This window comes from Microcella sp. (assembly GCF_025808395.1).
GTDB lineage: Bacteria > Actinomycetota > Actinomycetes > Actinomycetales > Microbacteriaceae > Microcella.
In genome coordinates this window covers 2,151,435-2,173,515 of record NZ_CP075524.1, presented here as the reverse complement: position 1 = coordinate 2,173,515, position 22,081 = coordinate 2,151,435, and the positions used below count along the sequence as shown (strand labels likewise).

Genomic DNA, 22,081 nt, shown 5'->3' with positions numbered 1-22,081 from the left:
ACTGTCGCCGACATGAGCAGTGAAGCCCTCGCCGTCACCCGCGTGCCCGATGCGGTCTACGAGGCACTGCGCGAGAGCATCCTGACCCAGCGCGAAGCACCCGGAACCGCCGTCACCGAGCAGGCGATCGCCGACCGCTTCGGCGTCGCACGGCCGACCGCCAAGGTCGCCCTCGAGCGGCTCGTCGCCGACGGGCTGCTGCGGCGCACGGCGCACAAGACCGCGCGAGTGCCCGAGCTGACGCGCGACGACATCGCCGATCTCTACGCCAGTCGCGCCGTCGTCGAAGAGGCAGCCCTGCGCAATCTCGCGGCCGACGGCGTGCTGCCGGTCGCCGCAATCGCCGCACAACGGATGCTCGCCGATGCGGCCGCGTCGACCGCTCCCGATGCCGCGCCGCTCGCGCGAGCCGACATCGCGTTTCACCGCGCACTCGTCGAAGCGCAGCACTCGCCGCGCCTGGCCCGCCTGCACGCGCTGCTCATGGGCGAGATCGAGCTGTGCACCGGTCAGGTGCAGGCGCACCGCCTGCTCGCGCTCGACGACGTCGTCGCCCAGCACCAGGCCATTCTCGACGCTGTCGCCGCCGGCGACCGCGAGCTCGCCGGCACCCTCACGCGCGCGCACATCGAGGGCGCGCGCGACCGCCTGCTCGCCCGCTACGACCTCACCCACGCGAAGGACTGAACCATGGTGAAACGCCGTTTTCCGCGACCGCGTGAGCTCGCACCGCTCATGCGCTTCAAGTCGCCCACATTCAATGCCAAGAAGCGCCGCCTCGACGCCGCGCTCACCATTCACGACCTGCGGGCGATCGCGCAGCGGCGCACGCCCAAGGCCCCCTTCGACTACACCGAGGGCGCGGCCGAGGGCGAGCTGAGCCTCGCCCGAGCACGCCAGGCCTTCAGCGACATCGAGTTTCACCCCGCGATTCTGCGCGACGTGAGCCAGGTCGACACCGGCTGGCATGTTCTCGGGTCACGAGTCGAGCTGCCCTTCGGCATCGCGCCCACCGGGTTCACGCGCATGATGCAGACCGAGGGCGAGATCGCGGGGGCGTCTGCGGCGGCGGCGGCGGGCATCCCGTTCTCGCTGTCGACGATGGGAACGACGAGCATCGAGGATGTTCGCGCAGCGGCACCCGAGGGCCGCAACTGGTTTCAGCTCTACATGTGGAAAGACCGCGAACGGTCGATGCAGCTCGTCGACCGGGCAGCTGCCGCAGGCTTCGACACGCTGCTCGTGACCGTCGATGTTCCCGTGGCGGGGGCGCGGTTGCGAGACAAGCGCAACGGCTTCTCGATTCCGCCTGCGCTGACGGCGGGAACCATCATCAACGCTCTGCCCCGCCCGTGGTGGTGGTGGGACTTCTTGACGACCGAGCCTCTCGCGTTCGCGAGCCTGTCGAGCTGGAAGGGCACGGTCGCCGAACTGCTCGACCACATGTTCGACCCCACCGTCACCTATGACGACCTGGCGTGGATCAAGCAGCAGTGGCCAGGCAAGCTCGTCGTCAAGGGAGTGCAGACGGTCGATGATGCGAAGCGCCTCGCCGACCTCGGCGTCGACGGCATCACGCTCTCGAACCACGGCGGTCGGCAACTCGACCGTGCACCCATCCCCTTTCACCTGCTGCCCGCCGTGGTGCGCGAGGTCGGCAACGACACCGAGGTGCACCTCGACACGGGCATCATGTCGGGCGCCGACATCGTGGCGAGCATCGCGCTCGGCGCGCGCTTCACCCTCATCGGCCGCGCCTACCTCTACGGCCTCATGGCCGGCGGGCGGGAGGGTGTCGATCGGGCGATCGAGATTCTGCGCGAAGAGATCGTGCGCACCATGAAGCTTCTCGGAGTACGCTCGCTCGACGAGCTAGAACCGGGGCACGTGACCCAGTTGCAGCGGCTGGTACCGCGCGGCTGACTAGGCCGGGCCCCGTCGCGAGGCTGTGGTGGTCTTCGCGGCGGGGCCCTTCTCTTCGCCTCGAGCCCACTGCGTGATCTCGAGGTCAGCGGCGACCTGCCGAAGGTACCCGGCGTAGCCGCCCGCTGTCCGCCCTTGCAGTCGGCCCGACGTCATGACTTCGGCGCGATCGCTCGCGATGATCGCTGCATCCATCGCGACGAGTCGATCGACGAGGTCGTTGTCTTCGTGCTCGGCAAGATGCGCGAATCCGCCGACCGACCGGTACGTCGCCGCGCGCACCCCGAGATTCGCGCCGTGCACGTGACCGTTGGGCTTGCCGCGCTCATGCGTCGCACGCCACTGCTCGACGTGGGCCGCAGAGAGGTCGGCGAAGTCGGGGCGCACTGTGCCGACGATGACGTCATAGCCTGCATTCGCGAGCATGACCTGCTCGTGGATCCAGTGGGGTGGCACGACAGAGTCGGCGTCGGTGTGGGCGAGCCACGTGCAACCCTGATCGAGCGCGATTCGTGATCCGACGCTGCGCGCGGCGCCGACATTGCCATCGTTGACTCGACGCACGATGACGTCGGCGAAACTCGACGCCACCTCCGCCGTGGCGTCATCGCACGAGTCGGCCACGACGACGACTGTGACGGGCACAGTGACGCGCTCTCGAGCGACTGCGAGCGCGTCGAGACAGCGAGCGATGAAGGCTTGCTCGTCGCGGGCGGGCACGACCACGCCGACGTGCACTAGATCAGCCCCGTGCGGCGAGCGACCGAGCGACCGTCGCGTGAGAACACCGCGAGGATGAAGTCGGCTTCGCTGTGGTGCGCGATGAGCGGAAGCCCGCGCGCGACGACGCGGCGATGCACTTGAGCGCCCGTGAGCGGGTAGTCGCCAACCGGATGCCTCCAGTGGCAGACGAGCAGCGTTCCGCTCGCAGTCATGGCGTTCTCGATCTCGTCGAGGAGGGCGTCGAGGCCTCTGGCGTCGAAGTAGTACCCGGTCTCTGAGAGCACGATGAGGTCGAATGGGCCCTCGGGAAAGTCGCGCAGAGCATCAACGCGCTCGACGCGTGCACGTCGACCCAGTCGACGCCGCGCACGATCGACCGCAGCTTGAGCGATGTCGATCGCGAGCACCTCGTCGCATCGCGCTGCAAGAGCTTCGGTCAGCACCCCGATCGAGCATCCGATCTCGAGGGCACGCTCGTACCGTTCATCAGGCAGGCTCGCAACGGTGATCGACAGCTTGCGCGACTCGTACCACCGAGACTCGAACCCCCACGGGTCGCGATGCCTGGCGTACACGTCGTCGAAGTAGTCGCTCGGCATCGAGTTCGTGGTGACAAAGAAGTACTCAGTGCCACGGTCGAAGTTCGCGAGCATGTCAGGGCGCAGCACCGGAGCATCGCCGCCCATCTGCGACGGAAAGTCACGCAGAGCGCGCTGCTTGAGCGCGCGATCAATCTCGACGGCGACCATGCGACCCCATGGAACGTCTGCCGACCCCGGTTCGGCCCAATGCCACATCCACACGGGGTACTCGAGCAGTACGCGCGAGCCGGTCAGTTCGGCCACGACCTCACCGACCACGCGATGATCGCGGTGCCCGTCACCACGCCAGGGTGCCACGATGTGCGCCGCGGGTGAGGCCGACTCGATGAGCGGTTCGAGCAGCGACCGCACGGTCTCTCGCTGCTCAAGCGTTCGCCCGTCGGCGAGACGCAACTGCAAGAGCGACGCGTCGGGCGCGACGCGCGTCACGGCAGAGGCGAGCTCACGCGATCGCTCGTCGGCGATCGCCGGGTTGCCAGGGTGCGAACCGGCACCATCGGTCACGACGATGACCTTGATCGGCACACCCCGACGCGATGCTTCAGCCATGAGCCCCCCGGCACCCAGCGTCTCGTCGTCGGGGTGCGCGGCCACGACGACGAGCTCGACAAGGTCGTCGAGGGTAAAGCGGGGCGCTGAGCGGAGTCGTGCATCTCGCCGCCAGGCCTCGGGGTCGGTGCCTGCGACGCGACTGTCGAACGTCACCATGGGCGTCGCTCGCTGTCGGTCAGAGACGCACCGAGCGAAGCGAGATCTCGCTCGGCGCGATGCTGGCGCACATAGAGCTGCAGGTCGGCGACTCGCTTCGTGTACTCGACGTCGAGCGCGAGCGGCGCAGGGCCGAGCACTCGGTGCGCGCGATCGATGATCTCATCGCAGACACGGGCGACGGTCGCCCGCACGCGCTTGGCGGTCAGTCGATGGGCTCCGTCGTCGAGCGTCGCCAGTTCGGCGGCCTCAGCGATCGCTCGTCGAGCGGAGTGCAGCAACTCGTCCACGGCACCGAGATGTGCGAGAGCGTGGGGGTCGCGCGATGCTGCCGCAGCGTGGAGCACGGCGCGGGCGATGCCGACGGCCCCTCCGTACCAGCAGGCGGCGACCCCGACACCGCCCCATGCGAACCCCGGCCTCTGCAGATACCACCCAGGCCCGCCGACGGGCACCGCCCTCACTGCGGTGAAGCGCACCGGTGCGCTCGGAATCTCGGTGAGCCCTCGTGCTACCCACGCCGAGTCGTCGACGGTGACTCCCTCGTCGAGATGCACCGCGAACAGCGAGCGCTCGTCGTCGCCCTCGACGCGCGCCGTGACGAGCGCGGCATCGAGACGGCCTGCCAACGAGCACCACGGCTTCACACCGTCGAGCGTCGCAGTCTGCCCACTCGGCGTCGCGACGAGTGGCTCGTCGCCTCCCTCTGCCGCGAACACTCCCCACAGCAGTGCCGTCACCTCGAAGCCGTCGAACGCCGTGCGGCGAGCATCCCGCAGAATCGAGAGGGCGTCGATGTGCGGCTCGATGGTGCGCGCTGCACCGACGTCGACTGACGCGAGCGTCGCGAGGGCCTCCCATTCGTCGATCAGGTCGCGGCGGGGAGCAGCGGTGAAGACTCGGCCCAGTGCTTGGGCAGTCGCGAGTGAGTCGTCGAGCTCACGCGGGGCGTGGCGAGCGGCGAGCACCGTCATCGGCCCCGCGTCGTGCGGTGTCGAGTCGATGGTCACCGCCGGTAGCGAGGTCATGCAGTCAGCTTTCGATGTGAAACGGGCAGTGCCGCGAGCGAGTCATGCTCGTCACTGTCTCGCGTCGCCGACATCGCATCAACGGGTTGACACGGCACTCACTCTCTGTCGTGGTCGCTCGGAGAGCAAGGCCCTCACGCACCTAGCTCGATGCCCGCGCAGTCTTGTCGATCGCCGTGAAGGGCCCGGTGACCTCGTCGAGCCAGCGCACGAGACCTCGTTGGCGCTCAGCATCGAAGGTCACCTGCTCGGCCTGGGTCAGCTTGCCGATCTCGACATAGCCGTCGTTCACACCAATGTGGGTATCGCCGAGGGCGAGCGCAACCGCGTGCCGCCCCGTGATGCGCGAGGTGGTCGCCTTGGGGTGCAGCGCCATGATGGGCATGATGTTCTTCCACACCCAGTAGCGGAAGGCCGACATGTCGCGCACGAGGCCGGTGCCGACCGTCAGCCCGGGGTCGTACGTGTTGAGACGTCGACCCGTCGCGGCGAGCCGCTCGGCCCAGACGTGCGCCGCGGTGACGAGCGCGAGCTTGCTCGAGGCGTAGGCGATGCCGCCGCGCTCACGCCCGGCGGCCTCGGTCGGGGCCTCGTGCGGGTCGGCGGTGGCGAGCTCGGCGGGCGCCTGCCACTGCGGGTCGGGGATGAGATTGAACGACTGCTTCTTGCCGCGGTGCGTCGACGAGCCCATCACCACGACGTGCCCACGCGGTGCCAGCAGCGGCTCGAGGCCGGTCACGAGCAGATGCTGAGCGATGACGTTGACGGTGAAGGTGCGCTCATGGCCCTGCTCGCCGCGCTTCGCGCGCGACATGAACTGCGTGCCGGCGTTGAGCAGGGCCGCATCGATCGGAGCGATCACTCCTGCATCGATGAGGGCTCGCCCCTCGGCGAGCGCCCGCTGCACCGAGGCGAGGTCGGCGAGGTCGACCCGCACTCCGTGGGCAGTGAGCCCCGCGATTCGCGCCTGCTCGAGTGCGGCATCCAGAGCAGTCGCATTGCGGGCGAGCAGCAGCAGGTGGGGGCGGGAGGGGTGCCGCAGGAGCGCGCGGAGCATTCCGACGCCGATGCCGCTGGTCGGGCCGGTGAGGAGGACGGTGGGACGAGTGATGTCAGAAACTGTCATAGCTGCAGAATAGGTGATGTCATGAACTGACACAACTGGGTCTCGACCGACACTAGAGTTGCCGCATGCCCCGATGGCCCACCGACTCTCGCGCTCGACTCGTCGATGCTGCGCTCGGTCTCTTCGTCGAGCGCGGCTACGGGGCGACGACGATCGACGAGATCGCCGCGCGGGCCGGGGTGACGGCGCGCACCTTCTTTCGACACTTCGGCGACAAAGAAGAGGTGCTGTTCTCCGACGACGACTCGCTCATGCCGCACCTCATCGCGACGATTCTCGAACCGACCGGGCCGGTGTCGGCCGAGCACCTCATGAACCGCGCGCTGACCTCGCTCGCCGAGGCCATGCAACCGGGGCGCGACGTCCTGCGCGCCCGGCAGCGCATCGTCGACACCGAGGTCTCACTCACCGGCCGCGAGCTCGCCAAGCAGGCGCGCTGGCAGCAGGCGGTCACCGAGGCGCTCATCGAGCGCGGGTTTGCCGCCGAGCACGCCGACGTGCTCTCGGCCATCGGCTTCGCCCTGTTCGTGCGCTCGCTGCACACCTGGCTCGCCGACGACGACGGCCCCGATCTCGTGCATCGAGTGCAGGATGCCCTTCCGCGAGTGCGCACCGTGCTCGACGTCGTCAGCTCGCGATAGCGGCAGCGCTCACCCCGACCGTTCGACGATCGCGGCACTGAGTGCAGCGATGGGGTCTTCTGCAGCCCCGACGCGCGCCAGCAGCGTGAAGTCGACTTCGCCGAGCTCGGGCAGCTCGAGGGTCGACGGCAGGGCGGCGAGGTCGCCCGGAATCAACGACGACGGAAACACCGCCACGCCGAGTCCCGCACGCACCGCTGCGAGTGCACCGTTCACCTCGCGCACCGTGCACGTGACCCGCCACGTTCGGCCGGCACTCTCGAGCGCGTCGATCGCGCGCGTGCGCGACAGGCTCGGGTTGGGGTAGGCGATGAGCGGCACCGGGCCGGCCTGCGGCATGACGAACCCGCGGTGGGCCACCCACACCATGCGGTCTCGCCGCACGCGCCTGCCCGTGGTCTCGCCGCTCTCGTGCTTGACGTACACCAGGTCGAGCTGGCTGGCCTCGAGGCGCCTGATGAGGGCACCGCTCTGCCCCACCGTGAGCTCGAGGGTGATCTGCGGGTTCGACTGGCGAAAGTCGCGCAGCACCTGCGGCAGCTGGGTGAGGGCGAGATCGTCGGCGGCGCCGAACCGCAAGCGCCCGCGCATGGCTGAGCCGCGAAAGTATCCGACCGCCTGATCGTGCGCGGCGAGAATGGTGCGCGCGAACCCGAGCAGGGCATCCCCGTCATCGGTCAAACGCACCGCGCGCGTGTCGCGATCGATGAGAGTGCGGTCGCACGCTGCCTCGAGCTTGCGCACGTGCTGGCTGATCGTGGGCTGACTGAGCGACAGGGCCACGGCGGCTCGGGTGAAGCTGCCCAGATCGGCGACGGCTACGAAGCTGCGCAAGAACACGGGGTCGAGCACGGTGCCGCCTTTCATTGCGTTTCGTCATGTCACTTATAGCCGTCATTATTGCTCGCTATGGCCGGGGCGACCATAGGGTGGATGCACTGCCCACCGCTCGCGACTGAAGAACCGTGCCGAATCCCACCGCTCCAGCGTTTCCGCCCACCGAGCCGATTCCGGTGCACCGCGGAACTCCGAGCCTGCGCGACTCGTTCTCATCGCTGCAGGTGCTCAACTACCGCCGGTTTCAGGGCTCGCAGCTGCTCGCCCACACTGCTGGGTGGATGCAGCGCATCGCCACCGACTGGCTCGTGCTCGAGATCACCGGCAACATCGCCGCCGTCGGTCTGACCGTCTTCTTGCAGTGGGGCCCGATGCTGCTGCTGGGGCCGTACGGCGCCGTCATCGCCGACCGCTTCTCGAAGCGCAAGCTGCTCATGGTCGTCTACTCGGTCTTCGGCGCCCTGAGCGCGCTGCTCGCCACACTCGCCCTGACCGGCGTCGTCGAACTGTGGCACGTGTACGTCATCTCGGCGGTGATCGGCTGCGTCTTCGTCGTCGAGAGCCCCGCCCGCGTCGTGCTCGTGAGCGAGATGGTCGAGCCGAAGCTGCTGCAGAACGCCATCAGCCTCAACGCCTCGGTCTTCCACTTCGGCGGCTTTATCGGGCCGGCCGTCGCCGGCGTCATCATCGCCGTCGCCGGGTCGGGCTGGGCCATCGGCGCCAACGCGATCGCGGCGACCGTGGTCGTCATCACCCTCGCCACGCTGCGCAGCGACGAATTGCGCATCCTTCCGGTGCAGCCGCGGCAGAGCGGCCAGATTCGTCAAGCTCTGCGGTACGCCCGCTCGAAGCCGACCATCTTCTGGCCGATGCTCATGCTCATGTTCGTCGCCGTCTTCGGCATGCCGCTGCCCGTGATTCTCACCGGCTTCGCCAACGAGGTCTACGAGACGGGCTCGACCGGGTACGGGCTCTACACCTCGCTCGTCGCCGTCGGCGCCCTCACCGGCGCTCTGCTGTCGACGCGGCTGCGCACGCTGCGCCTGCGCACCATCATCACCGCGGTCATCATCTACGGAAGCCTGCAGGCCATGGCCGGGCTGGCGCCCTGGTACGCCGTCTTTCTCGCGCTGCTCGTCGGAGTCGGCATCGCCAGACTCGTCTACGCGATCATGGCCGACTCGCTCGTGCAGCTGAGCTGCAACCCGGGCATCCGGGGCCGCGTCATGTCGTTCTACGTCATCATCATGGTCGGCGGGCAGGCCATCGGCGGGCCGCTCATGGGCAGCCTCGCAGAGCTGCTCGGGCCCCAGACCGCGCTCGTCATCTCGGGCTCGGTGCCCGCGCTCGCAGGTGTCGTCATCGGCATTCTCATCGCCCGCTCGGGCTCGTTGCGGCTGCAGGTGCGGCTCAGACGCGGCGAGTCGATTGTGTCGATCGTGGCGAGCTCGCGCATCACTCCCGCCGAGCGTTAGGGCTACGACGTTAGGGTCGACACCATGGTCGACACGCGAGCAGCCACCCTTCTCACCGACGTTCTGGCCGAGCACGGCGAAGGTCCGGTCTGGTTCGATGCCACCGGTCAGCTGCGATTCGTCGACATGCTCGCGGGCGAGATCGTGACGATCGACGGCTCGGGCGCCCTCGTCGAACGGCTGCGCGTCGGCGACGTCGCCGCAGCCTTCCGCCCGCGGGTCGACGGTGGGCTCGTGATCGCCGTCGAGCGCGGCTTCGCGCTGCTGTCGGCCGAGGGCGACCTCTCGACGCTGCCCGAGATATGGAGCGACCCTAGCGTGCGCATGAATGACGGCGCGTGCGACACCCAGGGTCGATTTCTCTGCGGAACGATGGCCTACGACGCCGCTGAGGGTCGAGGCTCGCTGCACCGCCTCGAGCTCGACGGGTCGACCACCACGGTGCTCGACGGCGTCACCATCTCGAACGGGCTCGCGTTCGGCGCCGACGGCGCGAGCGCGGTGTATGTCGACTCGCCGACGCAGCAGGTGCGCCGCTATCGGCTGCCCGCCGACGATGGCCCGTGGGCAGACTACGAGGTGGTCGTCGAGATCGACCCCGCCGAGGGCACCCCAGACGGCCTGTGCGTCGACGTCGAGGGTGGCATCTGGGTCGCGCTGTGGGGCGGCTCTGCCGTGCATCGCTACACGGCAGACGGCGAGCTCACCGACGTCGTCACGCTGCCGGTGAGCCACGTCACCGCGTGCACGCTCGGTGGCGACGACGGCCGCACGCTGTTCATCACGACCTCGTCGGTCAAGATCGATCGCGCACTCGAGCCTCACGCGGGCGCCGTCTTCTGCACCCGAGTCGACGTGGCTGGGGCACCCGTGCTGGCCTCACGCCACTGACTCGCGCCGTAGGCTCGACTCATGCAGTTCTGCGTCTTCACCGAGCCCCAGCAGGGCGCCACCTACGACACGATCGTCGCCCACGCACAGCACGCTGAACGACTCGGTTTTCACGCCTGGTTTCGCAGCGACCACTACCTCGTGATGGGCGACGACGACGGCCTGCCGGGCCCCACCGACGCGTGGACCACCCTTGCAGGGCTCGCCCGCGAGACGAGCACGATTCGCCTCGGCACCCTCGTGAGCTCGGCCACTCACCGGCACCCCGGCATCCTGGCTGTGCAGGTGGCGCAGGTCGATCAGATGTCGGGCGGTCGCGTCGAGTTCGGTCTGGGCACCGGTTGGTACGCGCGCGAGCACGAGGCGTTCGGCATCCCTTTTCCTGACAAGCGGTTCGGCATGCTCGACGAGCAGCTCGCGATCATGACCGGCTACTGGGCCACCCCCGACGGCGCCACCTTCTCGTTCGAGGGCGACCACTACACGCTCGTCGACGTGCCCGCGCTGCCCAAGATCGTGCAAGAGCGCATGCCCGTCATCGTCGGCGGCGGCGGGCCGCGAAAGACGCCCCAGCTCGCCGCTCGCTATGCCACCGAGTTCAACATCGGCTTCCGCTCGCTCGAGAGCTTCGCCGAGGTGATCGCCAACGTGCGCGCGATCTGCGTCGAAGAAGACCGCGACCCCGCCACGCTCGATGTCTCGATCGCGTGGCCGACCGTCGTCGGCCGTGACGCGGCCGAGATCGCGCGGCGCTGCGCCGCCGTGGGCATCGACCCCGCGTCAGACCACGGCGAGCGGCTCGTCGGCACTCCCACTGAGGTTGCCGACCGGCTCGGTGCTCTCACCGAGCTGGGGGTCGATCGCGTCTACCTGCAGACGATCGACATGACCGACCTCGAGCACCTCGACCTCATCGCGGCCGACGTGCTGCCGGCACTGACGTGAGCGGAGCATCCATGACCCCCTCGTTCTCTGCCGCCGCCGAGTGGACGCGCCGACACGTCGACGCCGGCCGCCTGCCCGTCGCCGTGCTCGGCATCGCCGACACGAAGGGAGTGCTGCACCTCGAAGCCTTCGGCACCGACCAGGGTCGCACCGCCGCAGTCGACGACCGCTTCGCGCTGTATTCGGTGACCAAGCCCCTCGTCGCTCTCACCGCCATGCGGGCGGTCGAACGCGGTCTGCTCACGGTCGACACTCCGCTTCGGGATGCCCTACCCGAGTTCGCACACCCGCAGGTGGCCCTGCGGCACCTCGTGAGTCACACATCGGGCATCGTCGATCTCGTGCTCGGCGCACCCGCGCACGGCGGTGCGACCACCCTGCGCGACGCCGTCGAGCGCGCCCCCCTCGAGTTCATCACGGGCACCGCCCGCCGGTACAACAACCTCGCGTGGGCCGGCGTCACCGCCCTCATCGAGCACGCCACCGGGCGCGACTTCGAGGCAGAGTTCGCCGAACTGACGGCCGCGGTCGGCGCGGCTGGTCTGTCGTTCGACACCGACGACGTGCACGCGCTGCACGGCGGCGCGCGCTACGCCCACGACCCAGCCGATCTTCTGCGTCTGCGCCACCCCGCCGCCGGCGCCGCCGCGCGAGCCACCGACCTGCTCGCCATCGGCACCTCGCTGCTGACCGACGATGGAGCCGTCGTGAGCTCGGCGACGCTCACCGCGATGCAGCGACCGCTCACCGATGGGCTCTACATCATCGACGCCGACCCGGCGAAGCGGTTCGAGAACTTCGGTCTCGGGTTCAACCTGCCGCGCCGGCCCGGCCTCATCGACCACAGCGTGTTCGGGCACGCGGGCTGGAGCGGCACCCAGTTCTGGGTCTCGCCGAAGACCGGGGTGTGCGTCGTGCTGCTCACCAACCGGCTCGATGCGACCGAGCCCGACGTAGGGGTGCGCTTCGACGAACTGCAGAACACCGTCTTCGCGAGGGCGTGATCGTGGCCGATCGACCCCACATCATCGTGCTGCCGGGCGGCGGGTACACCCATCACGCGAGCCACGAGGGCGAACCCGTCGTCGAGTGGGTGCGCTCGCTCGGTCTCGACGGCTCGGTGCTGCGCTACCCCGTGTCGACGAGGCACCCCGGCCCGATCGAGGCCGTGCGCTCGCGGGTCGCCGAGCTGCGAGCTGATGGCGTGCAGCGGGTGGGCATCCTCGGCTTCTCCGCAGGCGGCCACCTCGCCGGCCACGCGGCAAGCCTCGGCCTCGTCGACGCGGCGGTGCTGTGCTACCCGGTGGTGTCGATGCTCACACCCACGCACGCGGGGTCTCGTCACGCGCTGATCGGCCGCTGGGCGCCGCCGTGGAGGCGCGCTGCGCTGTCGATCGAGCGGCTCGTGACGCCCCGCATGCCCCCGACGTTCCTGTGGCACACGGCCGAAGACTCCGGGGTTCCGGTCGAGCACAGCTATCGACTCGCTCGCGCCCTCGCTCGCCACGCCGTGCCGCACTCATTGCACGTCTACCCGCACGGGCGGCATGGGCTCGGGCTCGTCGCGGGCGTGTCCGATGGCGAGGCCGCCGGGGCCGCTGTGCACTGGACGCGCGACTGCGCCGAGTGGCTGCGTGAGCTCGGCTGGGTCGACTGAGCGACCCTTGACAGGCAACCTTTTAGTTGCCTAATCTTGTCCCGTGGCGCCTGACCAGATCTTTCGGGCGCTGGGCGACCCCGTTCGCCTGGCGATCGTGGGCATGCTGCTCGACCGCGATGGTCAGGCGCTGTTCGAGATCTGCACACGCTTGATCGCGCACGGCATGTCGATCACACGTCAAGGCGTCGCGAAGCACATCGCCGTACTCGTCGACGCCGGCGTCGTCCGCGCAGAACGCGACGGGCGCACCACCCGGCACCACCTCGAGCTCGACGCTCTGGCCACGGCCCGCCGCTGGTTCGAGCCCCTCCCTGCACCGAACCCCTCTCGCCCTACTCAGGAGACATCATGACCATCGCCCCCCTCACCACCACCACGTCGGTCTTCGTCGACGACCAGCACCGCGCGCGCGACTTCTACACGCGATTGCTGGGCTATGTGATTCGTGCCGACATTCCGCTCGGTGAGCACCACTGGCTCACCGTCGGCCTGCCCGATGGCGCACCGAGCCAAGATCTGTCGCTCGAACCGAACGAGCATCCGCAAGCGCAGGCGCTGCAGAAGGCCCTGCGAGAAGAGGGCATTCCGTTCTTCTCGATCGGCGTTGCCGATGTGACCTCTGCGGTCGAGCAGCTTCGCGCCGACGGGGTCGAGATCGTGCAAGACGTCACCGATCTCGGGCCGGTGTCGGTCGCGATCATCGACGACACCGTCGGAAACCTGGTGCAGCTCGCGCAGCTCACGAACTGAACCCAGCGAGCCTGCTACGGCAGCGGCCCCAGCAGGTCGGCGGCCACGGTCGCGTGCACGGCCTCGGTGTCGCTCGGGTGGTAGATGCCCGCGAGCACGTCGCGCTGCAGGCGGCTGAGCTCGGCCGACGAGCGGTAGGCCCCGCCGCCCGCGATGCGCATGGCCTGGTCGACGACGTGCCGCGCCGTCTCGACGCTGCGATGCTTGAGCCCCGCCAGGTCGCGGTGCCACCGCACCCCCCTGTCGACACCCTGATCGCGATCGCGTGCGACGGCCTGCAGTTGCGGTGCCAGCGCGTCGAGGGCGAGCGCAGCATCCGCAATGCGCCAGCGGATGTCGGGGTCGAGAGCCTGCACCGCCCCGCTCGAGCGCAGGCTGGTGCGGCGCTGCGCACTCTCGACCGCGAGCTCGAGGGCGCGATCGGCAAGCCCTGCGTAGACGCTCGCGATGAGGGTGTGAAAGTTGGCCGAGATCGCCAGGGTGTAGGGGTCGCCGCTCGGCCCGACAGGCAGCAGGCGGGCCACTCGCCCATCGGTCACGACGGCGCCGTCGAGCCTCGTCGTGTGGCTCTGAGTAGCGCGCATGCCGAGGGTGTTCCAGTCGGGCACGATCTCGATGCCGCTGCTCTCGCGCGTGAGAAAGCCGTGCACGAGCTGCGGCTCACCCTCTGCCGGGTCGTGGCGACCGAGCACGCCGAGCCGCGTCCAGGCCGGCGAGAGCGTCGTGAAGATCTTGGTGCCCGTGAACGCCCAGCCCGCTGCTGTGCGATCGACCCGCGTCACCGAGTCGCTCATCACCCGATCGTTGCCCGCCTCGCTGATGGCGAAAGCGAAGAGCTCACCCCGCTCGGCGTCGTCGAGCACCCACTGCAGGCTCGCGTCGCCCGCGGCGAGCAGGTCGCGCGCGACGCCCACCCAGACCAGGTGCATCGTGAGCCCCAGGGCCGTGGCCGGTGCGTGCGCGGCAAGCGCCCTCTGATCGGCGGATGCTGCGCTCAAGCTGCGCGATCGCAGATAGCCCGCCGCGCGCAGCTCGTCGAGGTCGTCGGTGAAGAACTCGTTGCGCTCGTCGTAGCCGGGCGCACGCTCGCGCACGCGCCGCAGCAGCTCGGGTGTCAGCACGCTCGACATGCCCCCACGCTACTCGTGCACCCCCGAGTGGTCGCTTGTCGTCGGATCGCCTGACGGATGCGACGACAACTGACCACTCGTCCGGCTCCGCCGAGGGCGAACGGCGCCCCACGGTGTCACATCTCGGCACTAGCATCGCGCGCATGGCATTCATCGAGGCGAGCGAGCTCGTCAAGACCTACACCCCGAAGGGCGCGCCCGTCGTGCGCGCTCTCGACGGCCTCGACCTCGAGGTTCCGCAAGGCACTGTCACCGCCCTGCTCGGGCCGAACGGCGCCGGCAAGACGACGACCGTCAAGGTGCTCACGACGCTGATTCGCCCCGACTCGGGTCGCGCCGTCATCGACGGCGTCGACGTGCTCGCCGACCCGCAGTCGATTCGCCGCATGATCGGCGCGAGCGGCCAGTACGCCGCCGTCGACGAGAACCTCACGGGCTTCGAGAACCTCATGATGGTGGGCCGGCTCTACCACCTCGGGTCGAAGGTGGCGCGACAGCGGGCGACCGAGCTCATCGAGCTGTTCGACCTCGTCGAGGCGCAGAACCGCCCCGTCAAGGGCTATTCGGGTGGCATGCGGCGCCGCATCGACCTCGCGGGCGCGCTCGTCATCAAGCCGCCCGTGCTCTTTCTCGACGAGCCGACGACGGGCCTCGACCCGCGCAGCCGCATCGGCCTGTGGGACATCATCGAGACGCTCGTCTCTGACGGCACCACCGTGCTGCTCACGACTCAATACCTCGAAGAGGCCGACCGGCTCGCCGACTCGATCTCGGTCATCGACAACGGCCAGGTCATCGCCAAGGGCACCGCAGACGAGCTGAAAGCCTCGGTCGGCGGGCAGCGGGTGGCGCTCACGGTCGTCGACGAATCAGACGGCGATGCGGTGCGCAGCATCCTCGCGAGCCACGGCACAGGCGAACCTGTCGTGACAGGCGGCCGCACCTGGGTGGTGCCCGTCGACGACGGGCCCGCAGCCCTCGCCGCGATCGTCGCCGCCACCTCGACCGCAGGCATCGCCCTGCACGACGCCGGCATGCGCCGACCGACCCTCGACGACGTGTTCTTGCAGCTGACGGGCCACGTGGCAGAAGAGAGTGACGAGACGACGGAGGCAGCAGCATGAGCACCCCCACGGTGAGCAGTGAGCTCGGGCGAGCATCCACGACCCTGCAGCCGATTCCGGGCGGCCCGATCTCGCGATTCTTCAGCGACGGCTGGGTCACGACGTGGCGCAACCTCATGAAGATCGTGCGGGTTCCCGAGATTCTGCTTTTCACCCTCATTCAGCCGATCATGTTCGTGCTGCTGTTCTCGTATGTCTTCGGGGCGGCGATCGAAATTCCGGGCGACGGCTACACCTCGTTCTTGATGGCCGGCATCTTCGCGCAGACCGTCGTCTTCGGCTCGACCTATTCGGGGTCGGCGATGGCGCAAGACCTCAAAGACGGCATCATCGACCGCTTTCGAACGCTGCCGATGAGCGGCGCCGCCGTGCTCGTCGGGCGCACCAATGGCGACCTCGTCATCAACGGTCTGTCGATGGTCGTCATGATGGGCACCGGCTGGATCGTCGGCTGGCGCGTCAACTCGTCACTGCCAGAGTTTCTCGCCGGCGTCGCCCTGCTTTTGCTGTTCGCCTACGCGTTCTCATGGGTCATGGCGTTTCTCGGCATGGCGGTCAAGAGCCCCGAGGTCATCAACAACGCCTCGTTCTTGATCCTCTTCCCGCTCACGTTCATCTCGAACGCCTTCGTGCCGAGCGAGCGGCTGCCCGACCCGCTGCGCATCTTCGCCGAGTGGAACCCGGTGTCGTCACTCGTGCAATCGGCGCGCGAGCTGTTCGGCAACGTGCCCCCCGGCACGCCCGTCGGCGATGCCTGGACGGCGCAGAACCCCATCGCGACCGTGCTCATCGGCATCGCGGTGCTGCTGCTCGTCTTCGTGCCGCTGTCGATTCGCAAGTTCGCGACGCTGTCGCGGTAGCGGTCGTCTGCTACGACAGCGCGTCGGCGAGCGCGCGGATGCCCCGCTCGACCTCGGCGAAGCTCGTGCTGAGCGGCGAGAGGCCGATGCGCACTCCGCTCGGGTGCCTGAAGTCGGGGATCACTCCCCGCGCCCACAGCCGCTCGACGGCGATCGCAGCGTTGGGGTGGTCGATCGTCAGGTGGCTGCCCCGCCGCGCTGCGTCGCGCGAGGTGCTCACCGTCGCACCCGGAATCAACGAGTCGACGAGCTCGATCGCATAGTCGGTGAGGGCGATCGACTTCGCACGAATCGCGTCGATGCCGGCCGTCTCGATGAGGCGCAGCATCTGCTCGAGCGCCACCATGTTGAGAATGGGCGGGGTGCCGCTCACGAGTGACCCCACGCCCGGCGCGGGCGTGAACCCCTCGGTCATCGAGAACGGTGCGGCCGCCCCGAGCCAGCCGGGAATCGGGTTGCGCAGCGTGGCGTGGTGCCGCTCGGCGACGTAGGCCCACGCGGGGGCACCCGGGCCGCCGTTCAAGTACTTGTACGAGCAGCCCACGGCGTAGTCGACGCCCCAAGCGTCAAGCTCAAGCGGAACAGACCCGACGGCGTGCGAGCAATCCCAGATCATGAGCGCGCCCGCCGCCTGCACCGCCGCCGTCACCGCGGGCATGTCGGCCCACCATGAGCTTCGGTACGCGACCCCGCTGAACAGCGCGGCGATGGTGCGCTCGCTCACGACGTCGGATGCCAGCTCGGGGGTGACGCCGGCGTCGAGCGGGGCATCCACCCACCGCACCGTCAGCCCATGGTCGTCGGCCAGCCTCTCGAGAATGAAGCGATCGGTCGGAAACTCGTCGCGCAGGATGACGAGCTCGTCACGACCGGGTCTGGCGGCGATCGCGGCGCGCAGCAGCTTGAAGATGAGCACACTCGTCGAGTCGGCCACGATCGTCTGACCGGATGCTGCGCCGAGGCATGCCGCACCGATGCGGTCGCCGAGCTCGGCCGGGCGGGTGAGCCACAGCTCGTCCCAGCCGCGGATCAGTCGGCCGGCCCACTGCGTGCGCACGAACTCGTCGAGGGCTGCGGGCACGCTCGCCACCGGCCGCCCGAGCGAGTTGCCGTCGAGATAGGCGACGAGGTCGTCACCCGGCACGAAGTGCGCGGTGTATACGGCGAGCGGGTCGGCCGCGTCGAGCACGGCCGCGCGGGCACGCAGTTCTGCAGGGTTCGAGCTCATGCCGCGAGCCTAGCCGCGGGGCGCGAACGCAAGCCCCGGCCGTTGCACCGCGAGCCGCACATCGTCACCGACCTCGGGCAGCTCGACCGCGGCCATGCGCAGCTGCACCGACGGCCCGTCGACGAGGTCGGCGGTGATCATCGCGTCGTGGCCCGCATACGAGATGGCCGCGACGCGCGCGTCAGCGCCTGCCGCCGCCTGGGCGAGCAGGTCGGGGCGAGGGATGATCCACTCAGGGCGCAGCATGAGCCGCACCGAGTCGCCGTCGGCGGGAGTGAAGCCCACGGCAGCTGCTTCGACCGAGCCGAGCGCGCACACGACGCGGCCGTGGCGCCACTGGCCGACCAGTTCGACGACGTCGCCGACGAACGAGGCCACCCAGTCTGAGGCGGGGTGCTGATAGATCTCTTCTGGTGTGCCGAACTGCGCGAGGCGCCCGTCGTGCAGCACGGCGACGCGGTCGGCGAGGGTCAGCGCCTCTTCTTGGTCGTGCGTGACGAGCACCGACGTGGTGCCTTGCGCGCGCAGCAGTTCTGCCACTTCGCGACGCAGGCTCACCCGCAACTGGGTGTCGAGCGCGGCGAAGGGCTCGTCGAGCAGCAGCAGGTCGGGGCGCGGGGCGAGGGCGCGAGCGAGGGCGACGCGCTGTGCTTGACCTCCCGAGAGCTGGTGCGGTGCTCGCCCGGTCAGGTCGCCGAGCCCGACGAGCGATGCGAGCTCGGCGATGCGAGCTGAGCGCGCCGCCCCCCGAGCGCGCGACACGGCGAAGCCGATGTTCTCACCCACCGACAGGTGCGGAAACAGCGACGCCTCTTGCGGCACCCACCCGACGCCGCGCTTCTCGGGGGCGACGGTGCGGCCGGCGCGCGAGATCTCGCGGCCGCCGATGGTGATGGTTCCTGCAGTCACCGGCAGCAGGCCAGCGATGGCGAGCAGCAGGGTGGTCTTGCCGCAACCGGAGGGCCCGAGCACGGCCACCAATTCTCCGCTCCGGATGCTCACTGAGACGTCATCGATCGCCAGCGTCGACCCGTGGGTCACGCTCAGTCGGTCGACGACGAGGTCGCTCACAGTTCCTCCTTTGCCGCACTGCGCACACCCGACAGAATCACGGCCGGCACTGCGGCGACGAGCACAAGGAGCGCCGCATAGGGTGCCGCGGCTCCGAACTCGAACACCACCGTGCGGTTCCAGAGCTCGGTGGCGAGGGTCTGCACCCCGGTCGGGCGCAGCAGCAGCGTCGCGGGCAATTCTTTCATGGTGGCGATGGCAACCAGCAGGGCGCCGATTCCGATACTGGGCAGCGCGAGCGGCACGGTCACTCGCCACCATGCTCGCAGCGGTGAGTCTCCGAGGGTGCGTGCGACGGCGATGAGTCGCGGTGGCACGTCGCCGAGGCCGGCGCGCATGGTTCCGATGGCCTTCGGCATGAACAGCACGGCGTAGGCGAAGACGAGAACGGCGATGCTCTGATAGAGCACGGGCACGACGGCGAGGGCGAAGAACACGAGCGAGAGCCCGACGACGATGCCGGGCAGGGCGTGACCGAGGTAGCCGACCGACTCGATCGCAGTGACGAGCCGACCGCGGTGGCGGGCGGCGAGCGCTGCGATCGGCAGTGCCAGCAGCACGGCGAGGGCGGCCGCGGCCAGAGCGACTCCGACGGTCGAGCCGACGGCGCCCAGCAGGCGGGGGGCGTCGATGGCGCGCAAGGTCTCGGCTTCGAGCAATCGAGTCAGCAGCCCCAACATGGGTATCGCGACCCCCACGAGCGGTGCCGCGGCCACGATGGGCAAGAACGACAGAAGCGTGACACGACCGACCGTGCGCGGCGCAATAGCGCGAGCGGCCGCACGCGGCAGCTGCCGACGAGCGGCGCGCTCCCCCGTCACGACCACGAGCGCGAGCACCACGAGCAGCAGCGCCAGGGTCGCGGCCTGCGCACGGTCGAAGCTCGCCGAGTATGCGGCGTTGATGCCCCACGTGAGGGTCTGAAACCGCATCATGGCTACGAGCCCGAAGTCGCTGAGAGCGTAGAGCGCGACGAGCAGCGATCCGGCGATCGCGGCGGGGCGCACGCTCGGCCAGGTCGCGACGATGAAGGCCCGCAACGGCCCGCGCCCCAGCGTGCGGGCGACTCCTTCGAGGTCTCCGGATGCTCCGCGCAAGGCCGCCGCCACCGGCAGCGACACATACGGAACCGTGACGGCCGTGAGCAGCAGCCAGCTCGGCAAGAATCCGTTGAGGCCTGGCTGTGCGACGAGCCACCCGTATCCCGCGAGGTACGACGGCACCGCGAGCGGCAGTGCAGATATCAGCAGCCACGTTCGCGCGAACGGCACTCGCACGCGTGTGAGTACGAACGCGACTGCGGTGCCGAGCACGAGCGCGCTGGCCGTCGTGGCCGCGGCGAGACCGAGCGAGTTGGCGGCGTACTCGAGCACTCGCGGTCGAGCGAGGGTCTCGACGATCGTCGGCAGGCCGGACTCGACTGAGCGCACGACCAAGTAGACGAGCGGGATGGCCGCGGCGGAGGCCGCCACGATGGCCGCGACAACGAGCGCGAGTGGCGGCCGCCGGTGCGCCGAGAGTCGGCTGAGCGCCGCGGGGGTGGGCCGGGCATCCGGAACCCCCGCGGCGCTCGAGGCCAGCTCAGGCGCGACGATCATGTGACTAGTGCATCACGATCCAGCTGATGCACGACAGTGACCGAAGTCACTGCCGCCGGTCAGATGAGCCCGGCGTCGGCGAGCAGCCGCTGGGTCGCCGCGAGGTCGTCGAGGTCGCTCAGGTCGAGCTCGGGGTTGACGAGGCCGTCGAGGCTCGGAAGACCCGCTGGCGCGTCGACGCCGGGCAGCAGCGGGTACTCGTAGGTCTGCTCGACGAAGTAGGTCTGGGCCTCGAGCGACACCAAGAAGCGCACGAACTCGAGTGCATCGGCATCGTCGGCCGCGCTCGTGAGAAGGCCGGCACCCGTCACGTTGACCATCGAGCCCGCGTCGCCCGCCGTCAAGAACTTCAACTGCGCGCGCATGTTGTCTACACCCACCTCGGCCGCCGAGGCGAACCAGTAGTAGTGGTTGATGAGCCCGGCGTCGAGCACGCCTTCGTTGGCGGCGGCGAGAATCGCCCGGTTGTTCTCGAACAGCTGCGGGCCGTTGGCGGCGAGGGAGTTGACCCACTCGGCAGCAGCGTCTTCGCCTTCGAGCACGCGCAGTGCTGTCACGAATGACTGGAAGCTCGCGTTGCCGGGGGCCACACCGAGTCGGCCGTTCCACTCGTCGGTGACGTAGTCGTCGATCGTGTCGGGCAGCTCGTCGGCGGTGAACCGCTCGCCGTCGTAGACGACGACGCGCGCGCGACCGGTGACGCCGACCCAGGTGCCGTCGGTCGAGGTGAAGCCTGCGGGCACCGCGCCGGCGATGTCGTCGGGCAGCGGCGCGAAGAGGCCTGCGTCGCTCAGCGCGCCGAGCGCTCCGGCGTCTTGCGAGAGAAACACGTCGGCGGGGGTGCGGTCGCCCTCTTCGAGCAGCAACGCACCCAGCTCGGCGGTGTTGCCGTAGCGCACGTCGACCGTGATGCCCGTCTGCTCTTCGAACAGGTCAATGAGCGGCTGAATGAGGGCTTCGTCGCGGCCCGAGTAGAGAGTGAAGGCTCCGTCGGCGGTCGAGTCTGGCGCTGGCTCGCTCTCAGTCGGTGCGGGCGCCGCACATCCCGCGAGCAGCAGGCCAGCGGTGACGAGGGAGAGGAATGAGAGAGGTGCTGTGGTGCGCATGATGGCGGTTCTCCGTTGAGGGAAGGAATAGGAACAGGCGACGCTGCCTTGAGTAAGGGTAGCCTTACCTAAACATTGACACAAGGGGGATGCTCCCGCCAGGCAAACCCCCACCCCGCGCTCTCGTGCCATACGCTCACAGGTGTGGACGCCATCGATTCGCGCATCATCGACCAGCTGCGGCAGAACGCCCGCGCCGGCTATGGAGACATCGGCGACGTCGTGGGCCTCTCAGCCTCGGCGGTGAAGCGCCGAGTCGACCGGCTCGTCGCCGACGGCACCATCCGCTCGTTCACCGTGCAGGTCGACCCTGCCGTCGACGGCATGGCCGTCGAGGCATATGTCGAGCTCTTCTGCCGCGGCACTGTCGCCCCAGACGAATTGCGTCGCATCCTCTCTGCAGTGCCCGAAGTGGTCGACGCCGGCACCGTCACGGGCGAGGCCGACGCGATCGTGCACATCCGCTCGCGCGACATCGCCTCGCTCGAAGATGCCCTCGAACGGGTGCGCGTCGCCCCCAACGTCGACCACACGCGCAGCGCGATCATTCTCACCCGGCTCATCGACCGCCGCCACCAATAGTCGCACTCAGGTTCATCCGCTCGACCCCCCTCGCTGGCACTCGCGGGGGAAGACGGTTCGAGGCGGTCGCGGC

23 protein-coding genes are annotated in these 22,081 nt (G+C 69.1%); 13 read left to right on the top strand and 10 right to left on the bottom strand.

What is annotated here, in order from left to right; translation table 11 throughout:
• Positions 1-12: 12 nt before the first annotated feature.
• Both KIT89_RS10645 and KIT89_RS10640 read left to right on the top strand, forming a co-directional pair.
• Complete coding sequence (locus tag KIT89_RS10645) at positions 13-687, top strand: GntR family transcriptional regulator (protein WP_297601356.1); 675 nt, start codon at positions 13-15, stop codon at positions 685-687.
• Positions 688-690: 3 nt separating this feature from the next.
• Positions 691-1,923, top strand: a complete 1,233-nt coding sequence (locus tag KIT89_RS10640) for an alpha-hydroxy acid oxidase (protein WP_297601353.1) — start codon at positions 691-693, stop codon at positions 1,921-1,923.
• Here the strand turns inward: KIT89_RS10640 and KIT89_RS10635 are convergent, their stop codons facing one another.
• From KIT89_RS10635 to KIT89_RS10620, 4 genes are all read right to left on the bottom strand, one after another.
• On the bottom strand, positions 1,924-2,661 hold the full coding sequence (locus KIT89_RS10635) for a glycosyltransferase (protein WP_297601351.1): 738 nt from the start codon (positions 2,659-2,661) through the stop codon (positions 1,924-1,926).
• Positions 2,661-3,956 (bottom strand): bifunctional PIG-L family deacetylase/class I SAM-dependent methyltransferase, encoded by a 1,296-nt coding sequence (locus tag KIT89_RS10630; protein WP_297601348.1) that lies wholly within the window; start codon positions 3,954-3,956, stop codon positions 2,661-2,663. The genes KIT89_RS10635 and KIT89_RS10630 overlap by 1 nt, the downstream gene beginning before the upstream one ends.
• Positions 3,950-4,984: an acyl-CoA dehydrogenase gene (locus KIT89_RS10625; RefSeq protein WP_297601345.1), complete on the bottom strand. Its 1,035-nt coding sequence runs from the start codon at positions 4,982-4,984 to the stop codon at positions 3,950-3,952. The genes KIT89_RS10630 and KIT89_RS10625 overlap by 7 nt, the downstream gene beginning before the upstream one ends.
• Positions 4,985-5,126: 142 nt before the next feature.
• Positions 5,127-6,110 carry an SDR family NAD(P)-dependent oxidoreductase gene (locus KIT89_RS10620; protein WP_297601342.1) on the bottom strand — a complete coding sequence of 328 codons (984 nt, stop codon included), beginning with the start codon at positions 6,108-6,110 and terminating at the stop codon, positions 5,127-5,129.
• 65 nt (positions 6,111-6,175) lie between these two features.
• Here KIT89_RS10620 and KIT89_RS10615 point away from each other — a divergent pair, with 65 nt between their 5' ends.
• Positions 6,176-6,751 (top strand): TetR/AcrR family transcriptional regulator, encoded by a 576-nt coding sequence (locus KIT89_RS10615; RefSeq protein ID WP_297601339.1) that lies wholly within the window; start codon positions 6,176-6,178, stop codon positions 6,749-6,751.
• 9 nt (positions 6,752-6,760) lie between these two features.
• On the opposite strand, the gene KIT89_RS10610 is transcribed toward KIT89_RS10615, so the two are convergent.
• Positions 6,761-7,603 carry a LysR substrate-binding domain-containing protein gene (locus KIT89_RS10610; RefSeq protein WP_297603956.1) on the bottom strand — a complete coding sequence of 281 codons (843 nt, stop codon included), beginning with the start codon at positions 7,601-7,603 and terminating at the stop codon, positions 6,761-6,763.
• A 113-nt stretch (positions 7,604-7,716) separates the two neighbouring features.
• Between KIT89_RS10610 and KIT89_RS10605 the strand changes: the two genes are divergently transcribed.
• The 7 genes from KIT89_RS10605 to KIT89_RS10575 are packed head-to-tail and all read left to right on the top strand — an operon-like array spanning position 7,717 to position 13,309.
• Positions 7,717-9,063: an MFS transporter gene (locus KIT89_RS10605; protein WP_297601335.1), complete on the top strand. Its 1,347-nt coding sequence runs from the start codon at positions 7,717-7,719 to the stop codon at positions 9,061-9,063.
• Positions 9,064-9,087: 24 nt separating this feature from the next.
• Positions 9,088-9,954, top strand: a complete 867-nt coding sequence (locus KIT89_RS10600; RefSeq protein ID WP_297601332.1) for an SMP-30/gluconolactonase/LRE family protein — start codon at positions 9,088-9,090, stop codon at positions 9,952-9,954.
• A gap of 21 nt (positions 9,955-9,975) precedes the next feature.
• Positions 9,976-10,899, top strand: coding sequence for an LLM class F420-dependent oxidoreductase (locus tag KIT89_RS10595; protein ID WP_297601329.1), 924 nt, complete (start codon positions 9,976-9,978; stop codon positions 10,897-10,899).
• Positions 10,900-10,910: 11 nt separating this feature from the next.
• Positions 10,911-11,903, top strand: a complete 993-nt coding sequence (locus KIT89_RS10590) for a serine hydrolase (protein ID WP_297601327.1) — start codon at positions 10,911-10,913, stop codon at positions 11,901-11,903.
• 2 nt (positions 11,904-11,905) lie between these two features.
• Positions 11,906-12,556, top strand: coding sequence for a prolyl oligopeptidase family serine peptidase (locus tag KIT89_RS10585; protein WP_297601324.1), 651 nt, complete (start codon positions 11,906-11,908; stop codon positions 12,554-12,556).
• A 43-nt stretch (positions 12,557-12,599) separates the two neighbouring features.
• The gene (locus KIT89_RS10580) at positions 12,600-12,911 is read left to right on the top strand and encodes a helix-turn-helix domain-containing protein (protein WP_297601322.1); all 312 of its coding nucleotides are present in this window, start codon (positions 12,600-12,602) and stop codon (positions 12,909-12,911) included.
• A complete protein-coding gene (locus tag KIT89_RS10575; protein WP_297601319.1) occupies positions 12,908-13,309 on the top strand; it encodes a VOC family protein in 402 nt (133 codons plus the stop codon). Before KIT89_RS10580 ends, KIT89_RS10575 begins: the two co-directional genes overlap by 4 nt.
• A 14-nt stretch (positions 13,310-13,323) precedes the next feature.
• Here KIT89_RS10575 and KIT89_RS10570 read toward each other — a convergent pair whose 3' ends face one another.
• Positions 13,324-14,439: an acyl-CoA dehydrogenase family protein gene (locus KIT89_RS10570; protein ID WP_297601317.1), complete on the bottom strand. Its 1,116-nt coding sequence runs from the start codon at positions 14,437-14,439 to the stop codon at positions 13,324-13,326.
• Between the two features lie 143 nt (positions 14,440-14,582).
• Here KIT89_RS10570 and KIT89_RS10565 point away from each other — a divergent pair, with 143 nt between their 5' ends.
• Both KIT89_RS10565 and KIT89_RS10560 read left to right on the top strand, forming a co-directional pair.
• On the top strand, positions 14,583-15,563 hold the full coding sequence (locus KIT89_RS10565; protein ID WP_297601314.1) for an ATP-binding cassette domain-containing protein: 981 nt from the start codon (positions 14,583-14,585) through the stop codon (positions 15,561-15,563).
• Positions 15,560-16,423: an ABC transporter permease gene (locus tag KIT89_RS10560; protein WP_297601311.1), complete on the top strand. Its 864-nt coding sequence runs from the start codon at positions 15,560-15,562 to the stop codon at positions 16,421-16,423. Before KIT89_RS10565 ends, KIT89_RS10560 begins: the two co-directional genes overlap by 4 nt.
• A gap of 10 nt (positions 16,424-16,433) precedes the next feature.
• On the opposite strand, the gene KIT89_RS10555 is transcribed toward KIT89_RS10560, so the two are convergent.
• From KIT89_RS10555 to KIT89_RS10540, 4 genes are read right to left on the bottom strand one after another with little or no spacing between them, the layout of a single operon-like run.
• Positions 16,434-17,651 (bottom strand): aminotransferase class V-fold PLP-dependent enzyme, encoded by a 1,218-nt coding sequence (locus KIT89_RS10555; protein ID WP_297601308.1) that lies wholly within the window; start codon positions 17,649-17,651, stop codon positions 16,434-16,436.
• A 9-nt stretch (positions 17,652-17,660) separates the two neighbouring features.
• The gene (locus KIT89_RS10550) at positions 17,661-18,722 is read right to left on the bottom strand and encodes an ABC transporter ATP-binding protein (protein WP_297601305.1); all 1,062 of its coding nucleotides are present in this window, start codon (positions 18,720-18,722) and stop codon (positions 17,661-17,663) included.
• On the bottom strand, positions 18,719-20,320 hold the full coding sequence (locus tag KIT89_RS10545; RefSeq protein WP_297601302.1) for an iron ABC transporter permease: 1,602 nt from the start codon (positions 20,318-20,320) through the stop codon (positions 18,719-18,721). The genes KIT89_RS10550 and KIT89_RS10545 overlap by 4 nt, the downstream gene beginning before the upstream one ends.
• Positions 20,321-20,379: 59 nt before the next feature.
• A complete protein-coding gene (locus KIT89_RS10540) occupies positions 20,380-21,426 on the bottom strand; it encodes an iron ABC transporter substrate-binding protein (protein WP_297601299.1) in 1,047 nt (348 codons plus the stop codon).
• A gap of 144 nt (positions 21,427-21,570) precedes the next feature.
• On the opposite strand from KIT89_RS10540, the gene KIT89_RS10535 reads away from it, so the two are divergent.
• Positions 21,571-22,008 carry an Lrp/AsnC family transcriptional regulator gene (locus KIT89_RS10535; RefSeq protein ID WP_297601297.1) on the top strand — a complete coding sequence of 146 codons (438 nt, stop codon included), beginning with the start codon at positions 21,571-21,573 and terminating at the stop codon, positions 22,006-22,008.
• Positions 22,009-22,081: the final 73 nt, after the last annotated feature.